Origin of the sequence: Thauera aminoaromatica S2 (assembly GCF_000310185.1) — a bacterium.
GTDB classification, from domain to species: domain Bacteria; phylum Pseudomonadota; class Gammaproteobacteria; order Burkholderiales; family Rhodocyclaceae; genus Thauera; species Thauera aminoaromatica.
This window is the reverse complement of the sequence record NZ_AMXD01000019.1, coordinates 1-25,981: the sequence shown is the minus strand read 5'-3', so window position 1 is coordinate 25,981 and position 25,981 is coordinate 1. Positions and strand designations below refer to the sequence as shown.

The window sequence follows — 25,981 nt, the reverse complement described above, 5'->3', positions numbered from 1 at the left end:
TAAAGTTCGGGGACGCCGGAACGACGTCGCCATGCGCACGCCCGCGGATTTCGCGGTGTCCTGGACAAGCGTTTTCCGGCCCCTGGCGGAACCGATTTTTCGCCGCAACGGATTTCCCGAGACCGTGCTGGAGCCCACATCATGCAGGCAGGAACCTTTCGATCGGATGCTTCGCCGGCCGGCGCGGCCAAGCCGCGCTCCCTTCGCGCCAGTCGCGCCGCCCTGCCGCCCCGCGGCACGCCCGAGGGCATCGGCGAGCGGCCGCGATCCACGCGTGCGCAGGGACATGGCAAGGTCCATCTGGTAGGCGCCGGCCCGGGCGACCCCGACCTTCTCACCGTGAAGGCGCTGCGCCTGATCACCGGCGCCGAAGTGGTCGTCTACGACCATCTCGTCGGCGAGGCGGTGGTGGCGCTGATCCCGCCCGCCGCGCGTCGCCTGTACGCGGGCAAGGAAGCCGGCAACCACGCCCTCGCCCAGCACGAGATCAACCGCCTGCTCGTCGAACTCGCACGCGAAGGGCACGACGTGGTGCGACTCAAGGGCGGCGATCCCTTCATCTTCGGGCGCGGCGGCGAAGAGATGCAGGCCCTGCTCGAGGCCGGCGTCGAGTGCGAGATCGTGCCCGGCATCACCGCCGCGGCGGGCGCGGCCTCGGCCACCGGAATCCCGCTCACCCACCGCGAGCACGCGCAGACCCTGGTGTTCGCCACCGGCCACCTCAAGGACGACACCGTCGACCTCGACTGGGCGGCGCTCGCCCGCCCGCGCCAGACCGTGGTGGTCTACATGGGCCTCGGCGCGCTCGAGATCATCTGTACGCAGATGATCTCCCACGGACTGGCGGCGGACACGCCGGCGGCGGTGATCCACGCCGCCACCACACCGCGGCAGTGCGGCGTGCATGCCACGCTCGCGACCCTGCCCGGGGCGGTGCGCGCGGCCGGCATCCGCGCGCCGGCGCTGATCATGATCGGAGAGGTGGTCGCACTCGACCCCGGCGCGCTGCTCGCAGCCGCGGCGACGGCGGGCTGAAACGGCCGCGCCCGGGTAAAATGGCGAATTCGACGCACCCCGGGGAGCAGCCATGGCAGGAGAAAACGAGTTCTTTCGTCCGATCCGGGAGATCGAGCAGCGCCGCGTGGTGAGCTGCAGCGCCGACGACGCGCTGGTCGATATCGTCGGCCGCATGCGCGAGATGAGCATCTCCTGCGTGGTCGTCGTCGACGGCACGCACCCGACGGCGATCCTGACCGACCGCGACCTGCGCAACAAGGTGATCGCCGCTGGGCGCGACCCGGCGGGGCTCCGGGTGCGCGACGTGATGAGCGCGCCGGTGATCACCATCGGCGAGGACGACGTGCTCTACGAGGCGCTCTACCGCATGTCGCGCCACGGCATCCACCGCCTCGTCGTGGTCGACCGCAAGGACGCACTCGCGGGCATCGTCACCGTCACCGACCTGCTGCGCCTGCAGGCGCACTCGCCCCACCAGCTCGTGCTCGACATCGAGAAGGCCGAATCGATCGACGCGCTGCGCGAGCTGCATCAGCGCATCCAGCAGCTGATCGTGCATCTCGCCGGCACCGGCATCGCGATCCGCGACACGGTGAAGCTGATCGCCAACCTCAACGACCAGGTCCTGATCCGCCTGATCGACCTGCTGCGCCGCGATCGCTACCCCGATCTCACCACCGACTTCGCCTTCGTGGTGATGGGCAGCGAAGGGCGCGGCGAACAGACGCTATCGACCGACCAGGACAACGCGATCATCTACGCCGACGCGGTGCAAGGCGAGGCGCTGGCACGCCTCGAAGCCTTCTCGGACGACCTCATCGACGCCCTGATCTCGATCGGGGTGCCGCCCTGCCCCGGCGGCATCATGGCGCGCAACCCCGCCTGGCGGCGCAGTCTGACGGCCTGGAAGCGCGAGCTCACGCAGTGGCTATCGACGCCGACGCCCGACAACGTGATGACCGGCAGCATGTTCATGGACCTGCGCCCGCTCTACGGTCGGCGGGAGCTCGCCGACACCCTGCGCGAACACGCGCTGCACTACATGAGCCACGAGCAGGGCTTCCTCGTGCGCATGGCGCAGAACATGGTCAACTTCGCCCCGCCGCTGGGCTGGTTCGGCCGCATCAAGGTGGAAAAATCCGGCGAGCGCCGCGGCGAGGTCGACCTAAAGAAGGCCGGCATCTTCGCCATCACCGACGGCATCAAGGCGCTGGCGATGGAGGCGCGCCGGCTCGACGGCAGCACCCACGACCGCATGGAGGCGCTGGTCGAGGCCGGCGTGCTCAAGGCCGAACAGGTCGCCGACCTGCGCGCGGCCTTCGACTTCCTGGTGCGGATGCGCCTGCGCGGCCAGGTCGAGGCCTTGCGCGGCGGGCGCACGCCGGGCAACTACATCGCGCTCGACCAGTTGAACGCGATGCAGCAGGGCGAGCTGCGCCTCGCCCTGGAGGGCGTCGCCAGCTTCCAGGCCTTCATCCAGCAGCACTTCAAGCTGCAGCTGCTGCGCAACTGAGCGCGGCCGAGCCACCCACGGGAAGCGGACTCAATCCTCGATCAGCTGGCGATGCACCAGCACCGCCGTCGCGCGCGGCCGCACCGTCCGGCCGCGCGCCTCCAGATAGGCGCGCGTGAACGCGGCGCCGAAGAGCAGGATCAACGAGGAGTAATTCACCCACAGCAGCAGCAGCACCAGCGAGCCCGCCGCCCCGTAAGTGGACGCGGTCGCGGTGGTCGACAGGTAGATCGCGATCAGCGCGCGCCCGAGCGCGAACAGCAGCGCGGTGACGAAGGCGCCCGGCAGCACGTCACGCCAGCCCAGCACAACCTCGGGCAGCACGCGGAAGATGGTGGCGAAGAGCAGCGTCACCACCAGCAGCGCGATCACCCAGTCCAGCCCGATGATCAGCCCCACCGGCACCGGCAGCCAGTCCTGCGCGAAGGCGACGAGCGCGCGAACGAAGATGCTCAGCGACAGCGACACCAGCAGCACGAAGCCGATGCCGAGCACCACCGCGAGCGACAGGAGGCGCGTCTTGAGATGGATGAACACGCCGCTGCGCGTGGGCCGCGGCGCCACTCCCCAGATCGCGTTGAGCGATTCCTGCATCTGGGTGAATACCGTCGTCGCGCCGAACACGATGGCACCGACGCCGGCGATCGTGGGCAGCAGCCCGCTGTGCTGGATGCGGCTGTTGACCACCGCGGTCTGGATCGCAGCCGCCACCTCCGGCCCGATCGCCACCTCGAGCTGCTCGGCGATGCGGCCCTGAGCCGCACTCTCGCCGAGCACCAGGCCCACCAGGCTGACCGCGATGATCACCACCGGCGCCACCGAGAACACGGTGAAGAACGCCAGCGCAGCGGCATGTACGAAGACCTGGGCTTCCAGCCACAGCTTCACGGTGGTCCGGATCACGGCGGACCAGTATTGCAGGATCGACGGTCGGGCTTCGGTCATGGCCGCATGTTAGCGCCATTGCCCTGGAAGCCGCTTCCAGAACGCGCCCCTCAGCTCACTCCCACTCGATTGTCGCCGGCGGCTTGCCCGAGATGTCGTAGACCACCCGGTTGATGCCGCGCACCTCGTTGATGATGCGGTTGCTGACCTTGCCGAGCAGGCTGTGCGGCAGCTCCGCCCAGTGCGCGGTCATGAAGTCCTGCGTCTGCACCGCGCGCAGTGCCACCACGTACTCGTAGGTACGGCCGTCGCCCATCACGCCCACGCTCTTCACCGGCAGGAAGACCGCGAAGGCCTGGCTCGTCTTGTCGTACCAGTCGGCGGCGCGCAGCTCGTCGATGAAGATCGCGTCGGCACGGCGCAGCAGGTCGGCGAAGTCCTGGCGGACCTCGCCGAGGATGCGCACGCCCAGACCCGGGCCCGGGAAGGGGTGGCGATAGACCATGTCGTGCGGCAGGCCGAGGGCCACGCCGAGCTCGCGCACCTCGTCCTTGAAGAGGTCGCGCAGCGGCTCGAGCAGCTTCAGGCCGAGCGTCTCGGGCAGGCCGCCGACGTTGTGATGGCTCTTGATGGTGTGGGCCTTCTTGCTCTTTGCGCCGCCGGACTCGATCACGTCAGGATAGATGGTGCCCTGGGCCAGCCACCTGGCGTTCGGCAATTTCCTGGCTTCGGCCTGGAAGACCTCGACGAACTCGCGGCCGATGATCTTGCGCTTCTGCTCGGGGTCGGTGACGCCCTTCAGGTGTCCCATGAACTGCTCGGTCGCATCGACATGCACGACCTTGGCGTGGAGCCGCCCGGCGAACATCTCCATGACCAGCTTGCCTTCGTTCAGGCGCAGCAGGCCGTGGTCGACGAACACGCAGGTGAGCTGGTCGCCGATCGCGCGGTGGATCAGCGCCGCCGCCACCGAGGAGTCCACGCCGCCCGACAGGCCGAGGATGACCTCCTCGTCACCCACCTGCTCGCGGATCTTCTGCACCGCTTCCTCGATGTAATCGGGCATGTTCCAGTCGTGGCCGCAGCCGCAGATGTCGTGCACGAAGCGCCCGATCATCTCCTTGCCCTTGATCGTGTGCGTGACCTCGGGGTGGAACTGCACGCCGTAGAAGCCGCGCGCCTCGTCGGCCATCGCCGCGATCGGAGTCGATTCGTTGCTGCCGATGATCTTGAAGCCCGGGGGCAGCGCGGTGACCTTGTCGCCGTGGCTCATCCACACGTCGAGCAGGCCGTGGCCTTCGGCGTTGCTGCGGTCCTCGATGCCGGTGAACAGCTTCGAGTGCCCGCGCGCGCGCATCTCCGCATAGCCGAACTCGCGCTTGGCCGAACTCTCGACCTTGCCGCCGAGCTGGCTGGCCATCGTCTGCATGCCGTAGCAGATGCCCAGCACCGGCACGCCAAGCTCGAACACCGCCTGCGGTGCGCGCCAGTCCTCTGCCTCGTAGACCGAGTTGGGCCCGCCGGAGAGGATCACGCCCTGCGCGCCGAAGTTGCGCACGAACTCGTCCGAGACGTCGAAGGGATGCAGCTCGCAGTACACCTGCTGCTCGCGCACGCGGCGCGCGATGAGCTGGGAGACCTGGGAGCCGAAATCGAGGATGAGGATCTTCTGGTGGGCCATGGGGCGGGAATCTCGAACGTCGAAAAAGGAAGGGCGGCCTCGCAGCCGCCCGGATGTCTCGAAGGAGCGCGCTCAGCTGATCTGGTAGTTGGGCGCTTCCTTGGTGATCTGCACGTCGTGCACATGCGATTCGCGCATGCCGGCCGAGCTGATCTGCACGAACTCCGCGCGCGCATGCATGGTCGGGATGTCGGCGCAGCCGAGGTAGCCCATCGAGGCGCGCAGGCCGCCGACGAGCTGATGGATCACCGCCGTGACCGAGCCCTTGTAGGGCACGCGACCCTCGATGCCCTCGGGCACCAACTTGTCGATGTTGCCGGTGTTCTCTTCCTGGAAGTAGCGGTCGGCCGCGCCCTTCTCCATCGCGCCGAGCGAGCCCATGCCGCGGTACGACTTGTAGGAACGGCCCTGGAACAGCACCGTCTCGCCTGGCGCCTCCTCGGTGCCGGCAAACAGTCCACCGAGCATGACCACGTCGGCGCCCGCGGCGATCGCCTTGGCGATGTCGCCCGAGAAGCGGATGCCGCCGTCGGCGATCATCGGCACGCCCGTGCCCAGCAGCGCGTTGGCGACGTTGTCGATCGCGCTGATCTGCGGCACGCCCACGCCGGCGACGATGCGGGTGGTGCAGATCGAGCCCGGACCGATGCCGACCTTGACACCGTCGGCACCGGCATCGACCAGCGCACGCGCGGCGTCGGCGGTGGCGATATTGCCGCCCACCACCTCGATGTGCGGAAAGTGCTTCTTGACCCAGCCGACGCGGTCGAGCACGCCCTGCGAGTGACCGTGGGCGGTGTCGACCACGATCATGTCCACGCCCGCGTCGGCGAGGCGCTCCGCGCGTTCCTCCGTGCCGGCCCCCACGCCGATCGCAGCGGCCACGCGCAAGCGACCATGCTCGTCCTTGGCAGCGAGCGGGTGCTCGGTGGACTTCATCATGTCCTTGACGGTGATGAGACCGCACAGCTCACCGGCATCGTTGAGCACCAGCACGCGCTCGAGGCGGTGCACACGCAGCAGCTCGCGCGCCTCTTCGAGGCTGGCGCCTTCGCGCACGGTGACAAGGCGGTCCTGCGGGGTCATGATTTCGGAGACGAGCTGGTCGAGCTTGGTCTCGAAGCGGGTATCGCGGTTGGTGACGATGCCGACCACCTTGCCGCCTTCGACCACCGGCACGCCGGAGAAGCGGTTCTGGCGTTGCAGTGCGATGACCTCGCCCACCGTCATCGTGGGCGGGATGGTGATCGGATCCTTGAGTATGCCCGACTCGTGGCGCTTGACCTTGAGCACCTCGGCGGCCTGCTGGGCCGGGGTGAGGTTCTTGTGCACCACGCCGATCCCGCCTTCCTGCGCGAGCGCGATCGCGAGACGGCTCTCGGTCACCGTGTCCATGGCGGCCGAGACAAGCGGGACGTTGAGGCGGATGCGGCGCGTGACCTGGCTCTGCAGGCTCACGTCGCGAGGGAGGACCGTGGAGTGGGCGGGAACGAGAAGGACGTCATCGAAGGTCAGCGCCTTCTGGATCACTCGCATGGCTTTTTTCCTTTCGACCAAATCCGTATTATACAGAGCGCTCCTGCACCACGTAAGCGGCTCGCCGCGGAGAATTGTGCCGATGACCCATCCGTTCGCCCCGGTCGCGATCCTCGCCCTGTTGCTGACCGCCCTTCCCGCGGCCGCGCAGGTCTACAGCTGGAAGGACAAGGACGGGCGCATCCACTACGGCGACATGCCTCCCGCAGGCGTCGAGGCCACGGTGATCCGCGGAGCACGACCGGGTGCCGCCGCGCGCAAGGCTGGAGAGACCGCGCCGTCGGCGGACATGCCGCCTGCTGCCACTCCCACCTCCCCGAGTTCGCTCGCCGAGCGCGAACAGGCTTTCCGGGAACGCCGCGCCGCCGCGGCGGAGGCCGAGGCGAAGGCCGCTCGGGAAGCTGAATCGAGAGGCGAGACGGAACGTTTCTGCACGGACGCGCAGCATGAACTCGCCGCCTTGCGTGGCGGCCAGCGCATGGTCCGCTTCAACGTCAAGGGGGAACGCGAGTTCCTCGACGATCGTGCGCGCGCGGAGCAGGCCGAGGCTCTGGAGCGCAAGATCGCAGATCATTGCAGATAGATCCGACCCGCAGGTCGACGCCAGCAGGCTCGCAAGCCCAACGTCGCGCGAGCGGAAATTCCGCTGCACAGGGTCCGCTGCACAGGGTCGCGCCGATCCATCACTCGGCCGCTTCGGCGGGCCCACCCCCCTTTTTCATGACCTTGCCCTCGTCGGCACGCTTCTTTCGCACCGCCTTCGGGTCGGCGATCAGCGGACGATAGATCTCCACCCGGTCGCGGTCGCGCACCTCGGTGTCGAGCTTGACCAGCCTTGCATAGATCCCCAGCTTGTTCGCACGGTCGGGCTGGATCTCCGGATGCTTCTGCAACAGGCCGGAAGCCTCCAGCGCATCGCGCACCGAGGCTCCTTCCGCCAGCCGCACGTGCACCAGCTCCTGGCGCTGCGGCAGCGCGTACACCACTTCCACGTTGATCATCCCGCTCATGCAGCACTCCCCTGCCCGGCCCGATAGACCTGGCCGGCACGCTTGACGAAGGAATCGACGAAAGTGTTCGCGATATGGTTGAACACCGGCCCGAGCACCTTCTCCAGCAGCTTGCTCGCGAACTGGTAGCGCAGCTGGAACTCGACCTTGCACGCGGTCTCGCCGAGCGCGGTGAAGCGCCAGTGTCCGTCGAGATGGGTGAAGGGGCCGTCGGTCAGGCGCAGCTTCATCTCCTGCGGGTAGCGCTTGGCGTTCTCGGTGCTGAAATGCGCCTTGATGCCATGGTAATTGATGTGCAGCGTAGCCGCGGTGATCGTCTCGGTGCGCCCGATCAGATCGACGCCGCCGCACCAGGGCAGAAACAGCGGGTATTCCTCGCAGCGGTCGACGAGCTCGAACATCTGCGCCGGGGTGAATTCGATCAGGACGAGCTTGTTGACTTCGGCCATGGGCAAGTTGGTCGGCGCCACCACCATGACGGAACGGAGGTGCGGCCGAACTGTTAAAATCCGCGATTCTACCGCATACGGACGCGCCGGCTCAGGGCCGCGCCGCCACGGGACGCCGAACCATGAGCATCATCGAAAACCGCAAGGCCCTTCACGACTACTTCATCGAGGAGAAGCACGAAGCCGGCATCGTCCTCGAAGGCTGGGAGGTCAAGGCGATCCGCGCCGGTCGCTCGAACATCAAGGAATCCTACGTGGTGATCCGCGCCGAGGAGATCTTTGTTTTCGGCATGCACATCACCCCGCTCAGCACCGCCTCCAGCCATGTGCGCCACGACCCGACGCGCACGCGCAAACTGCTGCTGCACAAGAAGGAGATCGCCCGCCTGATCGGCAAGGTCGAGCGCGCCGGCTATACGCTGGTGCCGCTCGACCTGCACTACAAGAATGGGCTCGTGAAGCTCGAGATCGGGCTCGCCAAGGGCAAGAAGCTGCACGACAAGCGCGAGGACGAGAAGAAGAAGGACTGGGAGCGCGAGAAGCAGCGCCTCATGCGGGTCAAGGCCTGAGCGCCCTCACAGCAGCGTCACCGCCCCCCCCGCGACCGCCAGCAGCACCAGCCAGGTCAGCACGCCGAAGCTGGTCACCTGCATGGCCACCTCGCTCGCCTCGACGTCCTCGTCGATGCCGAGCAGGCGGTCGACGCCGTGGCGGATCAGCATGGCCGAGGCGCCGAGCGCGACGAGGCCGACGAGCACCACGAACCACGCGCTGCCGAACACCACCGCGAGCGAGGACAGCCACAGTGGCACCGGCGCGATCGCCGCCACCGTGTAGGCATCCTCGAGCCGGCTGCTGCCGTCCTTGGCCATCGAGGCCTGGCGGATCGAGTTCGCCATGATCGGCACGCTGAAGTGTTCGGCGACGAAGAACAGCACGGCCGCGATCAACCAGTTGCCGAAGCCCGCGTCGGGAAACACCCGGGCGCCCACGCCCCCCGATGCCAGCAGGATCATCAGCGGCGGCAGCAGCGACATCGGCAGGACCAGGCGACGGAACAGCCAGTCCATCGGTGGCCGTTCGCGCGCGACCAAGTCCCAGCCATCGCGGCTCGAAACCACCATGCGGGGAAATTGCATGACGTCCATGATTCGGTCTCCTCTTTCGGGGTGGAAATCCGGCCGCCGCCACGATCCACCTGCGCGCGTGGGCCATCGCTCTTTTTACATCACACTTTGATATTAATCCGCAATCGTCGGATTGCAAGGACGATCTCTCGATCGGACTGCCGAAGCGAGGGCGGAAGAAGCTAAAATCCGCGCACGATGAACACTCCACTCGACAAGTCCGAATTCGAGGCCCTCGCCGACTTCCGCTACCAGCTGCGGCGCTTCCTGCGCTTCTCCGAGTTGCTCACCCGGCGCCACGGCATCACCAACCTCCAATACCTGCTGCTGCTCCAGGTCAAGGGCTATCCCGGACGCGAATGGGCCTGCATCGGCGAGCTCGCCGAGCGCCTGCAGGCCCACCAGCATGGAGTGGTGTCGCTGGTTTCGCGTTGCGAGAAACTCGGACTGGTCGAGCGCCGTCCGGGTCGCGAGGATCGGCGCGCGGTCGAGGTGCACCTGACCGCCGAAGGCGAGCGCCTCGCGGCAACGATCGCACTGCACCACCGCGAGGAGGTCAAGCTGCTCGGCGGTGTGTTCCGCGACCTCGCCTCGCAATTGCGCTGAAGCCTTCGGAAGCCTGCTGCAAGCCCGCTGGCGGAGCTCAGCCCTCCGGTCCCTGCCCCAAGCCGTTCTCCACCGCGAATACCGCCGCCTGCACCCGGCTGCTCAGGTTGAGCTTGCGCAACATGTTCTGCACGTGGATCTTCACTGTGCTCTCGGCGAGCTCGAGTGCACGGGCGATCTCCTTGTTGCTCTGTCCGCGCGCGATGAAGCGCAGGATCTCGCGTTCGCGCGGCGACAGCTTCTCGAGTTCGGCCGGCTCCGCACCGGCAGCAGGGGCACTCCTCGCCAGCGCTCCCGGTGCAGGCGCGATCGCACCGCCCATCGCCGCTCGGCTGGCGCTGCTGCGCACGCCGCTCAGCAGCTTGCCCATCATCTGGGGCGAAACCACCGATTCGCCCTGCGCGGCCGTCTTGATCGCCGATACCAGGGTTTCGGCCTGGATGTTCTTCAGCAGGTAGCCGCAGGCCCCGGCGCGCAGCGTCTCGATAAGGTCGTCGGCGTCCTCCGAGACCGTCAACATCAGCACACGCGTCTCGGGCACCTCCTCGAGCAGCAGGCGGGCGGCCTCGCGCCCGGAGAGCCCGGGCATGTTGTTGTCGAGCAACACCACGTCGGGTCGCAGCTGCCCGGCGAGGCGGATGCCCTCGCGCCCGTCGCCGGCCTCGCCCACCACCTCGAAGCAGACGTAGCTCTGCAGCAGCGAACGGATGCCGCTGCGGAACAGCGTGTGGTCGTCGACCAGAAGGACACGGATCTTCTCTTCAGCCATCAAGCCAGCACCTCGTTCGTTCTCGGCAGTTCCAGTCGGATCTCGGTGCCCCGCCCGGGCGACGAGCGCACCGCAAAGCGGCCACCGATCCGCATGGCGCGCTCGCGCATGATCTGCAGGCCGATGTGCGCCTCGCTGTCGGACGCGTCACGGTCTTCCGCAAAGCCCACGCCGTCGTCGCGCACCGTCACCGCGAGCCCGTCGCGACCGCGCCGCACACCCACGGAAACGGTGCTTGCACCGGCGTGCTTGCGCACGTTGGAGAGCGCTTCCTGGATGATGTAGAGCACCTGGGTCTCGGCCTCGGGATCGAGCGGTGCGCCGTCGCCCTGCACGTCGAGGTCGGTGGCGATGCCGGTCTGCTCTGCGAGCCGGCGCAGGGCTGCGGCGATGGCGGCATCGAGATCCTGCTGCTCGACCCGGGTGCGGAAGTGCACCAGCAACTCGCGCACATCCTCATAGCTCTCCTGGATACCGCGACGAAGCATCTCCACGGTCGTACTCACGTCCGCGGCGCGGTTCTCGGCGAGCGCGCGTTCCAGCATCTGCACCTGCAGGTTCAGGAAGGCCAGGCCCTGGGCGATCGAGTCGTGCAGTTCGCGCGCGAGCAGGTTGCGCTCTTCGGAGACGGCGAGTTCGCGCTCGCGCGCGTGCAGGCGCTGGTTCTCGATCGCGATGCCGAGCTGCTGTCCGAGAGCCTCGAGCAGCTGGCGATCGGCGTCGCCGATCGCATCCGACTGGTCGAAATACAGGTTGAACACGCCGAGCGCGCGCTTGCTGGCCGTGATCGAGGTGGCCGACACCGTACGGAACCCGGCGCGCCGACAGGCATCGCGCGTCACCGCGAGCGCGGCATTGCGTACATCCAGGGTCAGCGAAAGCCCGCTGCCCTGGGCCGCCTCGCCGCAGACGCATTCGCCGCAGGCCAGCACTTCCTCGCGATCGAGGAAGTCGTCGCCCAGCCCGTCGTGGACGATCATGCACAGGTTTCGCGATTCGAGATCGAGCAGGCGCGCGGAGCTCGCACTCGCACCCATCGTCTTCTGCACCCGCTCGAGGAAGCCCTTGCACAGCGTGTCGACGTCGTTGGGTTCGCGCAGGAAGGCGACGATCTCGTAGAGGATCTCGAGCTCGCGGTTCTTCTCTTCGAGGCTGCGGGTCTTGGCGACGACACGCTCCTCGAGCGTGTCATAGACGTTCTGCAAGTGGGCTGCCATGCGGTTGAAGCCGGCCGAGAGCTCGCCGAACTCGTCCTGCGACAGCACCGGCACGCGGGCATCGAAATCCTCCTGCCCCATGCGCTTGACGCCCTCGTGGAGCTCGAACACGGGGCGGATCACGGTGAGGAAGAAGAAGCGCAGCAGCAGGATGGTGCCGATCACCGCGAGGGCAACCAGGATCACCTGCGAGGTGCGCAGGATGTTGGTGTTGCGCGCATAGCTCTGCTCCATGCGCAGCACGAAATCGTTGATGTCCTCGACGTAGTCGCGGGCGGCGCGGTCGAACTCCAGGCCCCTGCGATGCAGGTTGGCCGGATCCGGGTCCGCGGCGATCGCGAGCAGGATCGGGCGCAGCTGCACGCTCCATTCTTCGGACATCCCGGAGAGCACCTGCTGGATACCGGCTTCGCGCGGCACGAACAAGGGGCGGGACGGATCTCCCCGGCGCAGCACGCCGAGGATGCGGTCGAAGTCGTCGACCCTCGCCCTCAGGTCGCCAGCGAAACCCTGCCGGTCGCTGGTATGCAGATCCGCACGAGCGAGGTGATGCGCCACGCGGTACAAGCGCATCCGCAGGCTGCCGGCATCGTTGATCGCAGCCGCCGCGCCTTCCAGGCGCCACGAGATGAACAGCGTCAGCGCGATCGCGGCAAGTGCCACGAGGAAAAAGCCGAGCAGCATGCCGGTGATCTTGACCGACAGGCCCGAGCCGCGGATGAACATGAGAATCGGTGCTTTCTGGCGCATCCGCGCAAGCTAGGGGCAAAAGGACCGAAAGGCAAGGCCGGCAGCCTCGATGGCTGCCAGCCCTGCCTCTCGCTTCAGCCTCAGGCCAGGCGGCGCTTGGTCCGGACGATCTGGTAGGCGCGCGTCAGGTAGCTGAACGGCGCGGTCAGGATGTGCACCAGGCGGGTGAAGGGGAACACCAGGAACACCGTCATGCCGAAGAAGATGTGGGCACGGAAGATCGGATCGACCTTCGTCATCAGCTCGGGCTGCGGGTTCAGCAGCAGGATGCTCTTGACCCACTCGGCCAGCGCCAGCATCACGGCCGGATCACCCTTGACGGCGTGACCGATCGAGAACGGCACGGTCAGCAGGCCGAGGATCAGCGTGGCCATCAGCCAGGTGATGATGAACACGTCGCTGCGACGGCTGTTGATGCGCACGCGCGGGTTGTACATGCGGCGATACCACAGCATGGAACCACCGACCAGGCACATGATGCCGAAGATCACGCCGGCGATGATCGCGATCCATTGGTGGGCGAGGTCGGAGATCCCCAGGCCAAGCCACAGGCCGTGCGGCAGCACGAGACCGGCGAAATGGCCGAAGAAGATCATGATGACGCCGACGTGGAACAGGTTGCTCGCCAGCATCATGCCTTGCTTGGACAGCAGCTGCGACGAATCGGTCTTCCAGGTGTACTGCTCGTTGTCGTACCGGATCCAGCTGCCGATCACGAACACGGTCAGCGCAATGTAGGGATAGACCCCGAAAAACAGGTTGGTCAGGGACATCGTCTTCTCCTCAGGCGGCCGCGCGGGCCAGCGAGCTGTGGTTTTCGATCACGCGAACGAGCGCCGCATAGGGGCTCTCCGCCTTTTCCAGGTTGGTCGCGAGCACGTTGAACACCTTCACCGCGTCAGTCAGGAACACGCGCGCCTCGGTCTCCCCGAGTTGCGACACGAACTCCATCATCATCGGCAGGTAGTCCGGGATCTCGTGCTCGTCGTGCTGCAGTCCGTAGGACTTGTAGAACTCCGACAGGTCGATCAGCGCCGGACCGCGGTTCTTGTCGTCGCCGAACACATGGTGGGTCAGGTGCAGGCTGTGCTCCGGGGTGAGGTCGAAGGTCTTGACGAAACGGCCTTCGAGCTCGGTCTGGTCCTGAGCGAGCATCCAGTCGATGAAACCGGCGATGCTCCCGTGCTCAGCCTCGGTGAACACCTGGTCGGTGTCCACCGAGCGCACCAGACCCCGCGCACCGCCCTGCTCCGAGACCGCGGCGCGCAGGTCGCCGACGATCTCGCTGCCCGGGTAGTCGAGCAGCATGGCAAGCAGCTTGTAGGTCTGCATGGTTCAATCTCCTCAGTAGCGTTCGCCGGTGACGTCGTGCAGCTCGTCGGCGTGCGGGACCGGCTTGCGCGGCTCCATCGACTCCTTGCGGCGCTCGGGGAACAGCGAGTTCGGCGAGATGCCGACCGACGACGCGCTGCCGAAGCTGAAGCCCGCCTGACCCTGGAAGCCGTGGTAGTCCTCGAGGCGCATCTCTTCCTTGGAGGTCGGAATCACGAAGCGGTCTTCGTAGTTCGCGATCGCCAGGTAGCGATACATCTCCTTGGCCATGTCCTCGGTCATGCCCACCGCCTCCAGCGCGCGCGTGTCGGGCGTGCCCTCGACGTGCACCGAGCGCTGGTAGGAGCGCATCGCGATCATGCGGTTGAGCGCGTCGATGATCGGCTGCTCCTTGCCCGCGGTCATCAGGTTGGCCAGGTACTTGACCGGCAGGCGCATCGCGGAGGCCTTCGGGATAACGCCGTCGGCCTCGGTCGGCAGCGCCTTCTGGTCGATCTGCGACTGCACCGGCGAGAGCGGCGGCACGTACCAGATCATCGGCAGCGTGCGGTACTCGGGGTGCAGCGGGAAGGCGATCTTCCACTGCACGGCCATCTTGTAGATCGGCGACTTCTGCGCGGCGAGGATCCAGTCGTCGGTGATGCCGTCCTTCTTGGCCTGCTCGATCACGGCCGGGTCGAAGGGATCGACGAACATGTCCAGGTGCTCCTGGTACAGGTCCTGGACGTTGTCGGCGCTGGCCGCGGCCGAGATCTTGTCGGCGTCGTACAGGATGATGCCGTTGTAGCGGATGCGGCCGACGCAGGACTCCGAACAGACGGTCGGCATGCCGTTCTCGACGCGCGGGTAGCAGCCCACGCACTTCTCGGCCTTGGACGACTCCCAGTTGAAGAACACCTTCTTGTACGGGCAGCCCGAGATGCACATCCGCCAGCCGCGGCAGCGGTCCTGGTCGGCGAGCACGATGCCGTCTTCCTCGCGCTTGTAGAGCGCGCCGGACGGGCACGAGGCCACGCAAGCCGGGTTGATGCAGTGGTTGCAGATGCGCGGCAGGTACATGTGGAAGGTGTTTTCGAACTGCTTGTACATTTCCTTCTCCATGTTGGAGAAGTTCTTGTCACGAGCACGGGAGGCGAACTCGCCGGCGAGGTCGTCTTCCCAGTTCGGGCCCCAGGTGATCTTGTCCATCTTCTCGCCGGTGATCTGCGACACCGGACGCGCGGTCGGCGCGGCCTCGGACAGCGGCGCGTTCTGCAGACGGGCGTAGTCGTAGGTGAAGGGCTCGTAGTAGTCGTCGATCTCGGGCAGGTTCGGGTTGGAGAAGATCTGCACGATCTTCTTCAGGCGGCCGCCGGCCTTGAGCTCGAGCTTGCCGTTGAGCTTGGTCCAGCCACCCTTCCACTTGTCCTGGTTCTCCCATTCCTTCGGGTAACCGATGCCCGGCTTGGACTCGACGTTGTTGAACCAGGCGTACTCGACGCCCTTGCGGTTGGTCCACACGTTCTTGCAGGTCACCGAGCAGGTGTGGCAACCGATGCACTTGTCGAGGTTGAACACCATCGCGAATTGCGCGCGGATTTTCATTTGTTTCTCCTGAATCTCTGGTCTCGAGTCGGCGCTTACTTCTTGCCGATGCCCACGGGGTTGCGTTGGGCTTCGCGTTCGGGCGTGAGCGGACGCTCCAGCCAGTCGATGTCCTGGTCCTCGATCTTGTGGATCACCACGACTTCGTCACGCTGGCAACCGACGGTGCCGTAGTAGTTGAAGCTGTAAGCCAGTTGCGCATAGCCGCCGACCATGTTGGTGGGCTTGACGATGACGCGGGTGACCGAGTTCAGGATGCCGCCACGCTTGCCGGTCGTGTTCGAGCCGGGCACGTTCACGTTCTTTTCCTGGGCGTGATACATGATCGCCATGCCACGCGGGATGCGCTGCGACACCACCGCACGGGCCACCGTGGCGCCGTTGGCGTTGATCGCCTCGACCCAGTCGTTGTCGCGGATGCCGATGGTCGCGGCCTCTTCCTCGGACAGCCAGACGTACGGGCCGCCGCGGAACAGGTTGAGCATGCGCAGGTTGTCCTGGTAGCTGGAGTGGATGCCCCACTTCGAGTGCGGGGTGATCCACGACAGGGTCAGGTGCGGCTTGTTGCGCACGCTGTCGGGCACCTTCTCGTGGGCCTTGAGGTCGACCGGCGGCTTGTAGGCGCAGAAGCCTTCACCGAAGTCGAGGAACCACTCGTGGTCCTGGTAGAAGTGCGCACGACCGGTCAGGGTACGGAACGGAATGTGCTCGTGGATGTTGGTGTAGCCCGCGGTGTAGGACACGGTCTCCGACTCGATGCCGGACCAGGTGGGCGCGGTGATGATCTTGCGCGGCTGGGCGACGATGTCGCGGAAGGTGATCTTGTCCTCGTGACGGCCGGCGTACAGGTGGTGGTGATCGATGCCGGTCTTCTTCGACAGCGCGCTCCACGACTTGTGCGCCACTTCGCCGTTGGTCTCGGGCGCCATGCGCATGACCGAGTCGCAGACGTAGATGTCTTCCTCGAGCGACGGCATGCCCTTCGAAACACCTTCGACCTGCACCGGGTAGTTGCACTTCTTGAGCTCTTCGTACTCCTGGGTGGTATCCCAGTCGATGCCCTTGACGTTGTTGCCCAACTTCACCATCAGCGGGCCGAGCGCGATGTACTTATTGTAGATCTGAGCGTAGTCGCGCTCGACGAGCTTGAGCATCGGCATGGTCTTGCCCGGGATCGGATCGCACTCGCCGTGCTTCCAGTCCTTGCCCACGCCCATCGGAGTCGCGAGTTCCATCGGCGAGTCGTGCTGCATCGGCAGCGAGACCACGTCCTTGCGGGTGCCGAGGTGCTTGGCGCCGAGCGCGGTGAAGGTCTTCGCCAGGGTGCGGAAGATCTGCCAGTCGGACTTCGACTCCCAGCCCGGAGTCACCGCCTCACCCAGCGGGTGGATGAAGGGGTGCATGTCGGTGGTGTTGAGGTCGTTCTTCTCGTACCAGGTCGCCGTCGGCAGGATGATGTCGGAGTACGCGCCGGTCGAGTTGAGGCGGAAGTTGATGTCCACCATCAGGTCGAGCTTGCCGGTCGGGCCATGCTCGCGCCACTTCACTTCCTTGCAGTTGTTGCCCGCGCCGCCTTCCTGCATCACGCCGTTCTGCGCGCCCAGCAGGTGCTTGAGGAAGTACTCGTGGCCCTTGGCCGACGATCCGATCAGGTTGGCGCGCCACACGATCAGGTTGCGCGGCCAGTTCTCCTCGGCGTCCGGGTCGGCGAAGGACACGTCGAGCGCACCCGACTTGAGCTGGTCGACCACGTACTTCGACACGCTCGCCTCGTCGGTCGCACCGGCACGCGCGGCTTCTTCGGCCAGCTCGATCGGGTTGCGGTTGAAGTGCGGGGCGGACGGCAGCCAGCCCATGCGCACGGCCTTGACGTTGTAGTCGGCCAGCGACGAACCCTTGTTGCGGCACGGACCCGCCGGCGACAGCAGCGAGTCGGCATCCACCGTCTCGTAGCGCCACTGGTCGGTGTGGAAGTACCAGAACGAGGTCGAGTTCATGTGGCGCGGCGGACGCTGCCAGTCGAGCGCGAACGCGATCGGCGCCCAGCCGGCCTGCGGACGCAGCTTTTCCTGGCCCACGTAGTGCGCCCAGCCACCACCGGTCTGACCCACGCAGCCGCACATGTGCAGCAGGTTCATGATCGCGCGGTAGGCGAGGTCGTTGTGGTACCAGTGGTTGATGGCCGCGCCCATGATGACCATGGACTTGCCCTTCGTCTTCGAGGCGTTCTCGGCGAATTCGCGGCCGGTGCGCTCGAGGTCGGCGGCCTTGACGCCGGTCTGCTTGGCAGCCCAGGCAGGGGTGTAGGCGACGTTGGCGTCGTCGTAGGACGAGGCCACGTTGGCGCCGCCCAGGCCGCGGTCGATACCGTACTGCGCGACCTGCATGTCGAACACCGAGGTCACGAAGGCTTCCTCGCCGCTGGCGAGCTTCAGGCGACGGGCCGGCACGTTGCGGTAGAGCAGCGCGGGCTCGCCCGGCACGAAGTGCGGGAAGCCGACCGACACGACCTCGTCATGGCTGTCCATGCAGGTGAGTTCGGCTTCGGTCTCGGCCTGGCCGGCACCGGCCTTCTCGAGCAGGTTCCACTTGCCGTCCTCGCCCCAGCGGAAGCCGATCGAGCCGTTGGGCGCGACGAAGCGGCCGCCCTTCTTGTCGAAGACGATGGTCTTCCACTCGGGGTTGTTGGACTCGCCGAGGTTGTTGTCGAAGTCGGAGGCGCGCAGGTTGCGGTCGGAGACGTAGCCCTCGCCATGCTTGCGCAGCACGACCTGCATCGGCAGGTCGGTGTACTTGCGCGCGTACTCGGTGAAGTACGGGTCCTGCTTCTCGACCAGGAACTCCTTCAGCGCGACGTGGCCCATGGCCAGGAAGGCGGCGGCGTCGGTGCCCTGCTTGACGGGCATCCACAGGTCGGCGAACTTGACGTACTCGGCGTAGTCCGGCGCCATCGACACGATCTTGGTGCCCTTGTAGCGCACTTCGGTGGCGAAGTGGGCGTCCGGGGTGCGGGTCATCGGCAGGTTGGCGCCGGTGATGATCAGATAGGTCGAGTTGTACCAGTCGGCGGCCTCGGGCACGTCGGTCTGCTCGCCCCAGGTCTGCGGCGACGCGGCCGGCAGGTCGCAGTACCAGTCGTAGAACGAGCCGCAGGCACCACCGATCAGCGACAGGTAACGCGCGCCGGCGGCGTACGAGATCATCGACATCGCGGGAATCGGCGAGAAACCGTAGATGCGGTCCGGGCCCCACTTCTTGATCGTGTAGACGTTGGCTGCGGCGACGATCTCGGTGACCTCGTCCCAGCTGGTGCGCACGAAGCCACCCAGGCCGCGCACGTGCACGTACTTCTCGCGCTTGGCGGGATCCTTCTGGATCGCCTCCCAGGCCTCGACCGGGTCGCGTCCGGCCTTGCGCTCGGCGCGGTACAGGTCGAGCAGGCGGCCGCGGATCATCGGGTACTTGATGCGGTGCGGCGAGTACAGGTACCACGAGAACGAGGCACCACGCTGGCAGCCGCGCGGCTCGTGGTTGGGCAGGTCCTCGCGGGTGCGCGGGTAGTCGGTCTGCTGCATCTCGAACGACACCAGGCCGTTCTTGACGAAGATCTTCCAGGAACAGCCGCCGGTGCAGTTCACACCGTGGGTGGAGCGCACCACCTTGTCGTGGCGCCAGCGGTTGCGGTAGGCATCCTCCCAGTTGCGGTCTTCATTGGTGACGATACCGTGTCCGTTCGAGAAGGTCTCCTTGACCTTGTCGAAAAACCTCAGGCGATCGAGAAAATGACTCATGGTTTGCTCCTCTCAAGTCGTCGCTTCGTTCGTCAAGCGCGATCGGTAAAAGTCTGGTTGAAAAAGGGAATCCGTCGGTCGGGCGGGAATCAGGGGTTCTGGATGTACGCGTCCTTGCGCAGGTAGAACCACCAGTTGAGGACCACGCACAGGGCGTAGAACACTGCAAAGCCGTACATCGCGTACTCGGGCGTGCCGGCCTTGATCTGGCCGCCGATCACCACCGGAGCGATGAAGGAGCCGTAGGCCGCCACCGCAGAGGTCCAGCCCAGCACGGGGCCGCGCTCGTCCTTGTCGAACACGAAGCCCACGGTACGGAAGGTCGAGCCGTTGCCGATGCCGGAGGCCGCGAAGAGCAGCACGAACAGCGCCATGAACATGAAGAAGTACTGTTCCGGCGTCGCCGAGTGGTAGGCGAGGAACATCACGTAGCCGGTCACCGCGGAGGCGATCACGAGCACGATCGAGATCCACTGGGTCACGATCGAGCCGCCCAGCTTGTCCGAGATCCAGCCGCCCACCGGTCGGATCAACGCGCCGACGAAGGGGCCGATCCAGGCGAACATCAGCGCGGAGGGCGCGTTCGGGTTCTTCGCATGCACCCAGGCCTGGGTGGCCGGATCGAGCACGTGGGTGTTGCCGAAGATCACCGTGATCGACAGCGGCAGCGCCATCGAGAAACCGATGAAGGAGCCGAAGGTCACCACGTAGAGCGCGGTCATCGACCAGGTGTGCTTGTTGCGGAAGATCGCGAACTGCTTGTCGAGATTGGTCTTCATCTCGCCGCTGGCGGCGAACTTCATGCCGTACAGCGTGCCGAGGATGACCAGCGGCAGCATGATCCACATCCCGCCGCCCGCGAGCACGCCGAGGCCGCTCGGCAGGTAGAGGTAGAGACCGATCGCCGAAACCACCAGGGCGATGCCGTAGAACAGGATGATCTTGCCGAGCGCCGCGCCCGTGGAGCCGATGTTGGGCGACACGGTGAGGAGGTTGTTCATGCCGAACCAGCCGACCACCGCGAGCGGCACCAACAGCAGCAGCCAGACGAAGCCGGCGTTCTGCACGTAGGTCGGCGTGCCGGCGGCGATCTTGCCGATCAGCGTGGCGGAATCCTTGACCAGCGGGATCGCGTCGCCGCCGAGTGCGCCGAACACCCCCATGGTCATCACTGCCGGAATCAGCAGCTGCGAGGTGGTCACGCCGAAGTTGCCCAGGCCGGCGTTGAGGCCGAGCGCGGTGCCCTGCAGGCGCTTGGGGAAGAAGGTGGAGATATTGGCCATCGAGCAGGCGAAGTTGCCGCCGCCCATGCCCGACAGCAGCGCCATGAGCTGGAACACCCACAGCGGCGTCTCCAGACTCTGCAGCGCGATGCCGGTACCCACGGCGGGGATCATCAGCAGCGCGGTGGTCAGCCACACCGTGTTGCGACCGCCGCAGATGCGGATGAAGAAGGAGGCCGGGATGCGCGTGGTGGCACCCGACAGGCCGGCGATCGCGGCGAGCGAGAAGAGCTGGTCGGGGGCGAAGGGGAAGCCCGCGTTGGCCATCTGCACCGTGATGATCCCCCACATCAGCCACACGGCGAAGCCGCACAGCAGGCTGGGGATGGAGATCCACAGGTTGCGGTTGGCGATCCGCGAGCCATTCTCCTTCCAGAAGGCCTCGTCCTCGGGGCGCCAATCGACGAGGTCGACGCTGCTGGTGATCGCCGGGCTCGGCGCCGCGACATTGCTTGCTTGCATGAAACCCACTCCTCGTTGTCTTGCGAATCAGGCCTTGGACGAGTCGACCGCGGTGTCGTGACCGTCGAACATGTCGACACGACGGACTTCCGTCAGGTACATCCAGATCAGGGAAACCCAGGTCACGCCGTAGAGCAGCATGAAGGCGCTCGAGCGCACGCCGGTGAGGTCGACCAGGGCGCCGAACATGATCGGCAACAGGAAGCCGCCCATGCCGCCCACCAGGCCGACGATGCCGGAGACCGCGCCGATCTCCTTGGGGAACTCGTTGGAGATGTACTTGAACACCGAGGCCTTGCCGAAGGCGAAGGCGATGCCGACGATGAAGAGCAGGATCGTAAACACCCACACGTTGAGGTGGATGCTGAAGGTGCGCGGCCCCTCGACGGTCTGCACGGTGAAGTCGGTGTTCGGATAGGAGAGCAGGAACAGGCAGATCCACGACGCCCACATCACCCACCAGGTGACCTTGTGCGCGCCGTAGCGGTCGGACAGCCAGCCGCCCACCGCGCGCAGCACGCCGCCGGGCAGGGAGAAGCAGGCAGCGAGCAGCGCCGCCGCCTGGATGCCCATGCCGAACTCGTTGACGTAGTACTTGGTGAGCCACAGCGACAGGCCGACGTAGCCGCCGAACACGATCGAGTAGTACTGGCAGTACTTCCACACGCGCGGATCCTTGAGCACGCGCAGCTGGTCGCGGAAGGTCACCGAGGAGTGCACCCGGTGCTCGGGGTCGTCGTAGGTGAAGAACCAGAACGCGACCGCGGTGATCAGCATCGCCGCCGCATAGACCTGCGGCACCATCTGCCAGCCGAACATGACCACCAGCGTGGGCGCGACGAACTTGGTGACCGCGGCGCCCGAGTTGCCGGCACCGAACACCCCCATCGCGAAGCCCTGGTTCTGGCGTTCGAACCAGCGCGCGCAGTAGGCGATGCCGACCGAGAAGGAGCCGCCCGCGAAGCCGACAAAGAGGCCGGCGACGAGGAACTGCCAGTATTCGGTCGCATGGCCGATCAGCCAGATCGGCAGCACGGTGCACAGCATCAGCACGAAGAAGACGATGCGGCCGCCGAACTTGTCGGTGAGCATGCCGAGGGGCAGACGGATCAGCGATCCGGTCAGCACCGGGGTAGCCGCCAGCAGGCCGAACTGGGTCTCGTTGAGGGCGAGAACCTCCTTGATCGGGATACCGATCACCGCGAACAGCATCCACACGGCAAAACAGACGGTGAATGCGGTGGTGCTCATGATGAGCACGGACATCTGCTGAAACTTGCGAGTAGCCATTTCCCACTGCGCTCCGGAAAGGTCCGACGGTCACGAATTTTCCGGGGTGAGGATAGGCTCGGGCGGCGCCCCGCACCATTCGCCAAAAGCACGGGATCGGCACTGCCGGCACGACGGCGGACTAGTCCTTAGTGCCTAGCCCGGACGAGCTCAGAGGGGTAGGACCGCCTCGTCGTGCGTCAGCAGGCGGGCGAGCTGCGCACGGTTGCGCACGCGGATGCGACGGCCGCTCACGGTGAGCACGCCCTCCTCGACCAGGCTGCGCAACACCCGCGAGAGCGTCTCGGGCGTGAGGTTGAGCAAGGAGGCGATGGTCTTCTTGGGCGCGGCCAGGACGATGCAACCATCGCTGCGCGCACCGCGCTCGAGCTGTTCGAGCAGATAGCTCGCCACGCGCACCGCCGCCGGGCCGCCGACGGTGCTGCCGATCGCGTCGATCAGGCGCTGGATGCGCGCGCACACCGCGACCAGCATGCGGTTGGAGAGCGAATTGTCCATCGCCACCGCGGCCAGCACGCGCTCGCGCGGAACATGCACCAGCACGACCGCGCCGACCGCCTGCGTCCACGTTCGATAGCGCTCGCCGGTGAACACGCCGATCTCGCCGAACATGCCGCCCGGCTCGAAGAGCTCGACCACCTTGTCCTTGCCCTCGGGCCCGCTGACCATCAGGCGGACCGCGCCGTTGCAGACGAAGAACAGGCCGCTGGGGTGGGAGCCGCGCTCGAACACCGTGGCCGACGAGGACAGGCGGACGAACTCCGCGCCGCGCGCAAGCTCGTCGAGCACCTCGGGCCCGCTGCCGAGCAGGATCGGCATGCGCGCCAAGGCCTCGCGAGGCGAAGCGGCCTTGCGCGCGAGCGCAGGACGCACGCGCGACTCCTCCGCATGAGTCAGGACGATGGTGGACACAGGTCTGTTTTATCCGCCGGCATGGGTCGCGACGGTTCCTCCTCCAGTTCCATCCTAGACCCTGGCACGGCCGCTGACCATTGGCCGATCGACGGAGCGCTACGCCGAAAGGACTACCCTCGCCTCAAGGGGCCCTCGGGAAGCGACGAACCCGGATGGCGCAGGCACGCCCGGCGACGACCACGCGCGATGTCGCCTGCACGTTCAGGAACTGCAGGAGAGCATGGAGCAGCCGGGGCGATCGCGCGCCCAGTCCGGCCGGCGCGCCGCGAAGCGCTCGCGCCCGGGCTGCTCGTCGTAGGGTCGGCGCAGTACCTCGAGCAGGGCCTCGAGCTCGCTCATGTCCCCACCCTCCGCGGCGTCGATCGCCTGCTGGGCCAGGTAGTTGCGCGGCACGTAGAGCGGATTGACGCGGTTCATCTCCGCCCGTCGCGCCGCGGCCAGCCGACCGTCGCCGAGCACGCGCGCGCCATGCGCTCGCAACCAGGCGAGCAGCTCCGCCTCCACCGCGGCGCGGCGCGTGGGGTCGTAGAAGGCCTCGGCGAGCGGCTCCAGCGTGGGCGCCGCCGGATCGACGTCGGCGAGGCGGCGGAAGAACAGGCTCATGTCCACCTCGCCTGCCGCGAGCAGGCGGTGCAGGCGCTCGAGCAGGCCGTCGTCGCCCTCCTCGCCACCACGCCATTCGGCGAGGCCGAGCTTGGCGCGCATCATGTCGCGATAGCTCGAATCATGGACGTCCGCGTACGCGGCGAGCGCGCGCTCCAGCGGCTCGACCTCGCGCACCACCGGATAGATCGCGTTGGCGAGCTGCCACAGGTTCCAATGCGCGATGAACGGCTGGTTGCCGAAGCGGTAGCGGCGCCCGCCGGCGTCGGTGGTATTGGGCGTCCAGTCGGGGTCGAAGTCGTCGACCCAGCCGTAGGGGCCGTAATCGATGGTGAGGCCGAGGATGGACATGTTGTCGGTGTTCATGACCCCATGCACGAAGCCCACCCGCATCCAGTGCGCGACCAGCACCGCGGTGCGCCGGCAGACCTCGTCGAACCAACGGATGCGCCGCGCCGCCGCATCGGGCTCGGCGGCGAGTTCGGGAAAATCGCGCGCGATCGTGAAGTCGATCAGGCGCTCGAGCAGCGCCTCCTCGCCGCGCGAGGCGAAGATCTCGAAGTTGCCGAAGCGGATGAAGGACGGCGCCACCCGGCACACCACCGCGCCCGGCTCGGGTCGGGGATTGCCGTCGTAGAGCATGTCGCGCACCACGGTCTCGCCGGTTCCCACCAGGCTCAACGCGCGCGTGGTCGGTACGCCCAGGTGGTGCATCGCCTCGCTGCACAGGAACTCGCGCAGCGAGGAGCGCAACACCGCGCGGCCGTCGGCGAAGCGCGAATACGGCGTCGGCCCGGCGCCCTTGAGCTGCAGCTCCCAGCGTTCGCCGCGCGCATTGATCGACTCGCCGAGCGTGATCGCGCGCCCGTCACCGAGCTGCCCCGCCCAGTTGCCGAACTGGTGGCCGCCATAGCAGGCGGCGTAGGGCTCCATGCCGGGCAGCAGGCCGTTCCCGCCGAAGACGCGGGCGAACTCGGCGCTGCGCACGTCGGCCTCCTCCAGGCCCAGGATGTGCGCCACCTCGCGCGACCACGCCAGCAGGCGCGGCGCCCGCACCGGCGTCGGCATCACCCGCGAGTAGCAGGCGCCATGGACCGGACGGACGTGGTTCTCCGCTTCGGGATCGGCGGGCAGCTCGCGCACGAAGCGGTTGTCGAAGCGAAGCGCTCTCATCGGGAAATCCTCGTCATGGTCGGCCCGGCGGGTGCGGGCCAGGGCGCGCTCAGGCGCGGCGCGGGTCGAAGGCGTCGCGCACCACGTCGGCGAACAGGTTGGCGGCGAGCACGAGCACGAACATGAACACGAAGGCCGCCGCCAACGACCACCAGACCATCGGCTCGCGCGCGAGTTCGGCACGCGCCATGTTGATCATGGTGCCGAAGCTGATCGTCGACGGGTCGACGCCGATGCCGACGTAGGACAGCACCGCCTCGGCCAGCACCAGCCCGGAGAAGTCCATCACCAGCGCGATCAGCACGATATGCATCAGGTTGGGCAGGATGTGGCGGCGCAGGATCGCCGGGGTGCGCACCCCGAAGGCGCGCGCCGCCTGCACGTACTCGAGCTCGCGCAGCTTGAGCGTCTCGCCGCGCAACAGGCGCGCCAGCCCCGTCCAGCTGGTGATGCCGAGGATGAAGCACAGTGCCAGCAGGCGCGCATCCGAGCGCTCGGCTGCGGTGTCGAACCAGTGCGGATTCGTGTCGATGACGACCTGCATCATCAGCACCGCGGCGGCGATCAACAGCACTCCGGGGATCGCGTTGAGCACGGTGTATACGTACTGCACGGCATCGTCCACCCAGCCGCCAAGGTAACCCGCGGCGATGCCGAGCGCGACCGCGAAGGGCATCATCACCAGCGTCGTCAGGGTGCCGATCACCAGCGCCGTGCGCACGCTCTTGAGCGCCAGGTAGAGCACGTCCTGCCCGACCTTGTCGGTGCCGAGCACGTGGTAGAGCGGCGCCAGCTCCACGCACACCCCCACCACCGCGAGCAGCACCGCCAGCGTCACCAGCGCCGCGCGCCAGGCCAGCACGGTGTGTCCGGCCAGCAAGGCCGCGGCCACCTCGCCCCAGCGCAGCCCGCTGCCGCGCCATACCAGGCTGGCGAGCACGACGAAGGCGAGCAGCCACGCGAGCGCCGCCTGCGCGAGCGCCTTCGC

Annotated in this window: 22 protein-coding genes; 5 read left to right on the top strand and 17 right to left on the bottom strand. The window is 66.8% G+C overall.

The features are described 5' to 3' along the window. The first annotated feature begins 141 nt into the window (after positions 1-141). Positions 142-1,035, top strand: coding sequence for a uroporphyrinogen-III C-methyltransferase (cobA, locus tag C665_RS05185; protein ID WP_004301736.1), 894 nt, complete (start codon positions 142-144; stop codon positions 1,033-1,035). A gap of 52 nt (positions 1,036-1,087) precedes the next feature. Beyond that, a complete protein-coding gene (locus C665_RS05180) occupies positions 1,088-2,530 on the top strand; it encodes a putative nucleotidyltransferase substrate binding domain-containing protein (RefSeq protein WP_004301735.1) in 1,443 nt (480 codons plus the stop codon). A 30-nt stretch (positions 2,531-2,560) separates the two neighbouring features. Here C665_RS05180 and C665_RS05175 read toward each other — a convergent pair whose 3' ends face one another. From C665_RS05175 to guaB, 3 genes are all read right to left on the bottom strand, one after another. After that, positions 2,561-3,475, bottom strand: a complete 915-nt coding sequence (locus tag C665_RS05175) for a YihY/virulence factor BrkB family protein (protein ID WP_004301734.1) — start codon at positions 3,473-3,475, stop codon at positions 2,561-2,563. A 55-nt stretch (positions 3,476-3,530) separates the two neighbouring features. Continuing rightward, the gene (gene guaA / locus C665_RS05170) at positions 3,531-5,096 is read right to left on the bottom strand and encodes a glutamine-hydrolyzing GMP synthase (protein WP_004301733.1); all 1,566 of its coding nucleotides are present in this window, start codon (positions 5,094-5,096) and stop codon (positions 3,531-3,533) included. Positions 5,097-5,168: 72 nt separating this feature from the next. Continuing rightward, positions 5,169-6,632 carry an IMP dehydrogenase gene (gene guaB / locus C665_RS05165; protein ID WP_004301732.1) on the bottom strand — a complete coding sequence of 488 codons (1,464 nt, stop codon included), beginning with the start codon at positions 6,630-6,632 and terminating at the stop codon, positions 5,169-5,171. 82 nt (positions 6,633-6,714) lie between these two features. Here guaB and C665_RS05160 point away from each other — a divergent pair, with 82 nt between their 5' ends. Next, positions 6,715-7,215 (top strand): DUF4124 domain-containing protein, encoded by a 501-nt coding sequence (locus C665_RS05160; protein ID WP_004301730.1) that lies wholly within the window; start codon positions 6,715-6,717, stop codon positions 7,213-7,215. Positions 7,216-7,315: 100 nt separating this feature from the next. Here the strand turns inward: C665_RS05160 and C665_RS05155 are convergent, their stop codons facing one another. Further along, positions 7,316-7,642 (bottom strand): RnfH family protein, encoded by a 327-nt coding sequence (locus C665_RS05155; RefSeq protein ID WP_012585581.1) that lies wholly within the window; start codon positions 7,640-7,642, stop codon positions 7,316-7,318. Then, positions 7,639-8,091, bottom strand: coding sequence for a type II toxin-antitoxin system RatA family toxin (locus C665_RS05150; protein WP_012585582.1), 453 nt, complete (start codon positions 8,089-8,091; stop codon positions 7,639-7,641). Before C665_RS05150 ends, C665_RS05155 begins: the two co-directional genes overlap by 4 nt. Before the next feature lie 122 nt (positions 8,092-8,213). Between C665_RS05150 and smpB the strand changes: the two genes are divergently transcribed. Continuing rightward, entirely contained in the window at positions 8,214-8,660 is a 447-nt protein-coding gene (gene smpB / locus C665_RS05145) for an SsrA-binding protein SmpB (protein ID WP_004301724.1), read from the top strand. Positions 8,661-8,666: 6 nt separating this feature from the next. On the opposite strand, the gene C665_RS05140 is transcribed toward smpB, so the two are convergent. Next, positions 8,667-9,239, bottom strand: coding sequence for a Yip1 family protein (locus C665_RS05140; RefSeq protein ID WP_004301722.1), 573 nt, complete (start codon positions 9,237-9,239; stop codon positions 8,667-8,669). A gap of 177 nt (positions 9,240-9,416) precedes the next feature. Between C665_RS05140 and C665_RS05135 the strand changes: the two genes are divergently transcribed. Further along, positions 9,417-9,824 carry a MarR family winged helix-turn-helix transcriptional regulator gene (locus tag C665_RS05135; protein ID WP_004301720.1) on the top strand — a complete coding sequence of 136 codons (408 nt, stop codon included), beginning with the start codon at positions 9,417-9,419 and terminating at the stop codon, positions 9,822-9,824. A gap of 37 nt (positions 9,825-9,861) precedes the next feature. Here the strand turns inward: C665_RS05135 and C665_RS05130 are convergent, their stop codons facing one another. The 11 genes from C665_RS05130 to C665_RS05080 all read right to left on the bottom strand — a co-directional run. Continuing rightward, on the bottom strand, positions 9,862-10,593 hold the full coding sequence (locus tag C665_RS05130) for a response regulator (protein WP_004301718.1): 732 nt from the start codon (positions 10,591-10,593) through the stop codon (positions 9,862-9,864). Further along, complete coding sequence (locus C665_RS05125) at positions 10,593-12,536, bottom strand: type IV pili methyl-accepting chemotaxis transducer N-terminal domain-containing protein (protein ID WP_004301716.1); 1,944 nt, start codon at positions 12,534-12,536, stop codon at positions 10,593-10,595. The genes C665_RS05130 and C665_RS05125 overlap by 1 nt, the downstream gene beginning before the upstream one ends. A 104-nt stretch (positions 12,537-12,640) precedes the next feature. Next, positions 12,641-13,333, bottom strand: a complete 693-nt coding sequence (gene narI, locus C665_RS05120; RefSeq protein WP_004301714.1) for a respiratory nitrate reductase subunit gamma — start codon at positions 13,331-13,333, stop codon at positions 12,641-12,643. Positions 13,334-13,343: 10 nt separating this feature from the next. Then, positions 13,344-13,892, bottom strand: coding sequence for a nitrate reductase molybdenum cofactor assembly chaperone (gene narJ, locus C665_RS05115; RefSeq protein WP_004301712.1), 549 nt, complete (start codon positions 13,890-13,892; stop codon positions 13,344-13,346). 12 nt (positions 13,893-13,904) lie between these two features. Then, positions 13,905-15,476, bottom strand: a complete 1,572-nt coding sequence (gene narH / locus C665_RS05110; protein WP_004301710.1) for a nitrate reductase subunit beta — start codon at positions 15,474-15,476, stop codon at positions 13,905-13,907. 35 nt (positions 15,477-15,511) lie between these two features. Continuing rightward, a complete protein-coding gene (locus tag C665_RS05105; protein ID WP_004301708.1) occupies positions 15,512-19,267 on the bottom strand; it encodes a nitrate reductase subunit alpha in 3,756 nt (1,251 codons plus the stop codon). An 89-nt stretch (positions 19,268-19,356) separates the two neighbouring features. Then, the gene (locus C665_RS05100) at positions 19,357-21,012 is read right to left on the bottom strand and encodes an MFS transporter (RefSeq protein WP_004301707.1); all 1,656 of its coding nucleotides are present in this window, start codon (positions 21,010-21,012) and stop codon (positions 19,357-19,359) included. A gap of 27 nt (positions 21,013-21,039) precedes the next feature. Further along, positions 21,040-22,302: an MFS transporter gene (locus tag C665_RS05095; protein WP_004301705.1), complete on the bottom strand. Its 1,263-nt coding sequence runs from the start codon at positions 22,300-22,302 to the stop codon at positions 21,040-21,042. Between the two features lie 150 nt (positions 22,303-22,452). Beyond that, positions 22,453-23,175, bottom strand: a complete 723-nt coding sequence (locus C665_RS05090; RefSeq protein WP_138861500.1) for a Crp/Fnr family transcriptional regulator — start codon at positions 23,173-23,175, stop codon at positions 22,453-22,455. Between the two features lie 243 nt (positions 23,176-23,418). Continuing rightward, positions 23,419-24,993, bottom strand: coding sequence for a protein adenylyltransferase SelO (locus C665_RS05085; protein ID WP_004301702.1), 1,575 nt, complete (start codon positions 24,991-24,993; stop codon positions 23,419-23,421). 49 nt (positions 24,994-25,042) lie between these two features. Continuing rightward, positions 25,043-25,981: ABC transporter permease (locus C665_RS05080; RefSeq protein ID WP_004301701.1), on the bottom strand; the 939-nt coding region annotated here is incomplete at its 5' end.

Bases quoted from the DNA above. Each gene is read 5' to 3' on its own strand.
- cobA (WP_004301736.1), top strand. From the start codon at position 142: ATGCAGGCAGGAACCTTTCGATCGGATGCTTCGCCGGCCGGCGCGGCC.
- C665_RS05180 (WP_004301735.1), top strand. From the start codon at position 1,088: ATGGCAGGAGAAAACGAGTTCTTTCGTCCGATCCGGGAGATCGAGCAG.
- C665_RS05175 (WP_004301734.1), bottom strand. From the start codon at position 3,475: ATGACCGAAGCCCGACCGTCGATCCTGCAATACTGGTCCGCCGTGATC.
- guaA (WP_004301733.1), bottom strand. From the start codon at position 5,096: ATGGCCCACCAGAAGATCCTCATCCTCGATTTCGGCTCCCAGGTCTCC.
- guaB (WP_004301732.1), bottom strand. From the start codon at position 6,632: ATGCGAGTGATCCAGAAGGCGCTGACCTTCGATGACGTCCTTCTCGTT.
- C665_RS05160 (WP_004301730.1), top strand. From the start codon at position 6,715: ATGACCCATCCGTTCGCCCCGGTCGCGATCCTCGCCCTGTTGCTGACC.
- C665_RS05155 (WP_012585581.1), bottom strand. From the start codon at position 7,642: ATGAGCGGGATGATCAACGTGGAAGTGGTGTACGCGCTGCCGCAGCGC.
- C665_RS05150 (WP_012585582.1), bottom strand. From the start codon at position 8,091: ATGGCCGAAGTCAACAAGCTCGTCCTGATCGAATTCACCCCGGCGCAG.
- smpB (WP_004301724.1), top strand. From the start codon at position 8,214: ATGAGCATCATCGAAAACCGCAAGGCCCTTCACGACTACTTCATCGAG.
- C665_RS05140 (WP_004301722.1), bottom strand. From the start codon at position 9,239: ATGGACGTCATGCAATTTCCCCGCATGGTGGTTTCGAGCCGCGATGGC.
- C665_RS05135 (WP_004301720.1), top strand. From the start codon at position 9,417: ATGAACACTCCACTCGACAAGTCCGAATTCGAGGCCCTCGCCGACTTC.
- C665_RS05130 (WP_004301718.1), bottom strand. From the start codon at position 10,593: ATGGCTGAAGAGAAGATCCGTGTCCTTCTGGTCGACGACCACACGCTG.
- C665_RS05125 (WP_004301716.1), bottom strand. From the start codon at position 12,536: ATGTTCATCCGCGGCTCGGGCCTGTCGGTCAAGATCACCGGCATGCTG.
- narI (WP_004301714.1), bottom strand. From the start codon at position 13,333: ATGTCCCTGACCAACCTGTTTTTCGGGGTCTATCCCTACATTGCGCTG.
- narJ (WP_004301712.1), bottom strand. From the start codon at position 13,892: ATGCAGACCTACAAGCTGCTTGCCATGCTGCTCGACTACCCGGGCAGC.
- narH (WP_004301710.1), bottom strand. From the start codon at position 15,476: ATGAAAATCCGCGCGCAATTCGCGATGGTGTTCAACCTCGACAAGTGC.
- C665_RS05105 (WP_004301708.1), bottom strand. From the start codon at position 19,267: ATGAGTCATTTTCTCGATCGCCTGAGGTTTTTCGACAAGGTCAAGGAG.
- C665_RS05100 (WP_004301707.1), bottom strand. From the start codon at position 21,012: ATGCAAGCAAGCAATGTCGCGGCGCCGAGCCCGGCGATCACCAGCAGC.
- C665_RS05095 (WP_004301705.1), bottom strand. From the start codon at position 22,302: ATGGCTACTCGCAAGTTTCAGCAGATGTCCGTGCTCATCATGAGCACC.
- C665_RS05085 (WP_004301702.1), bottom strand. From the start codon at position 24,993: ATGAGAGCGCTTCGCTTCGACAACCGCTTCGTGCGCGAGCTGCCCGCC.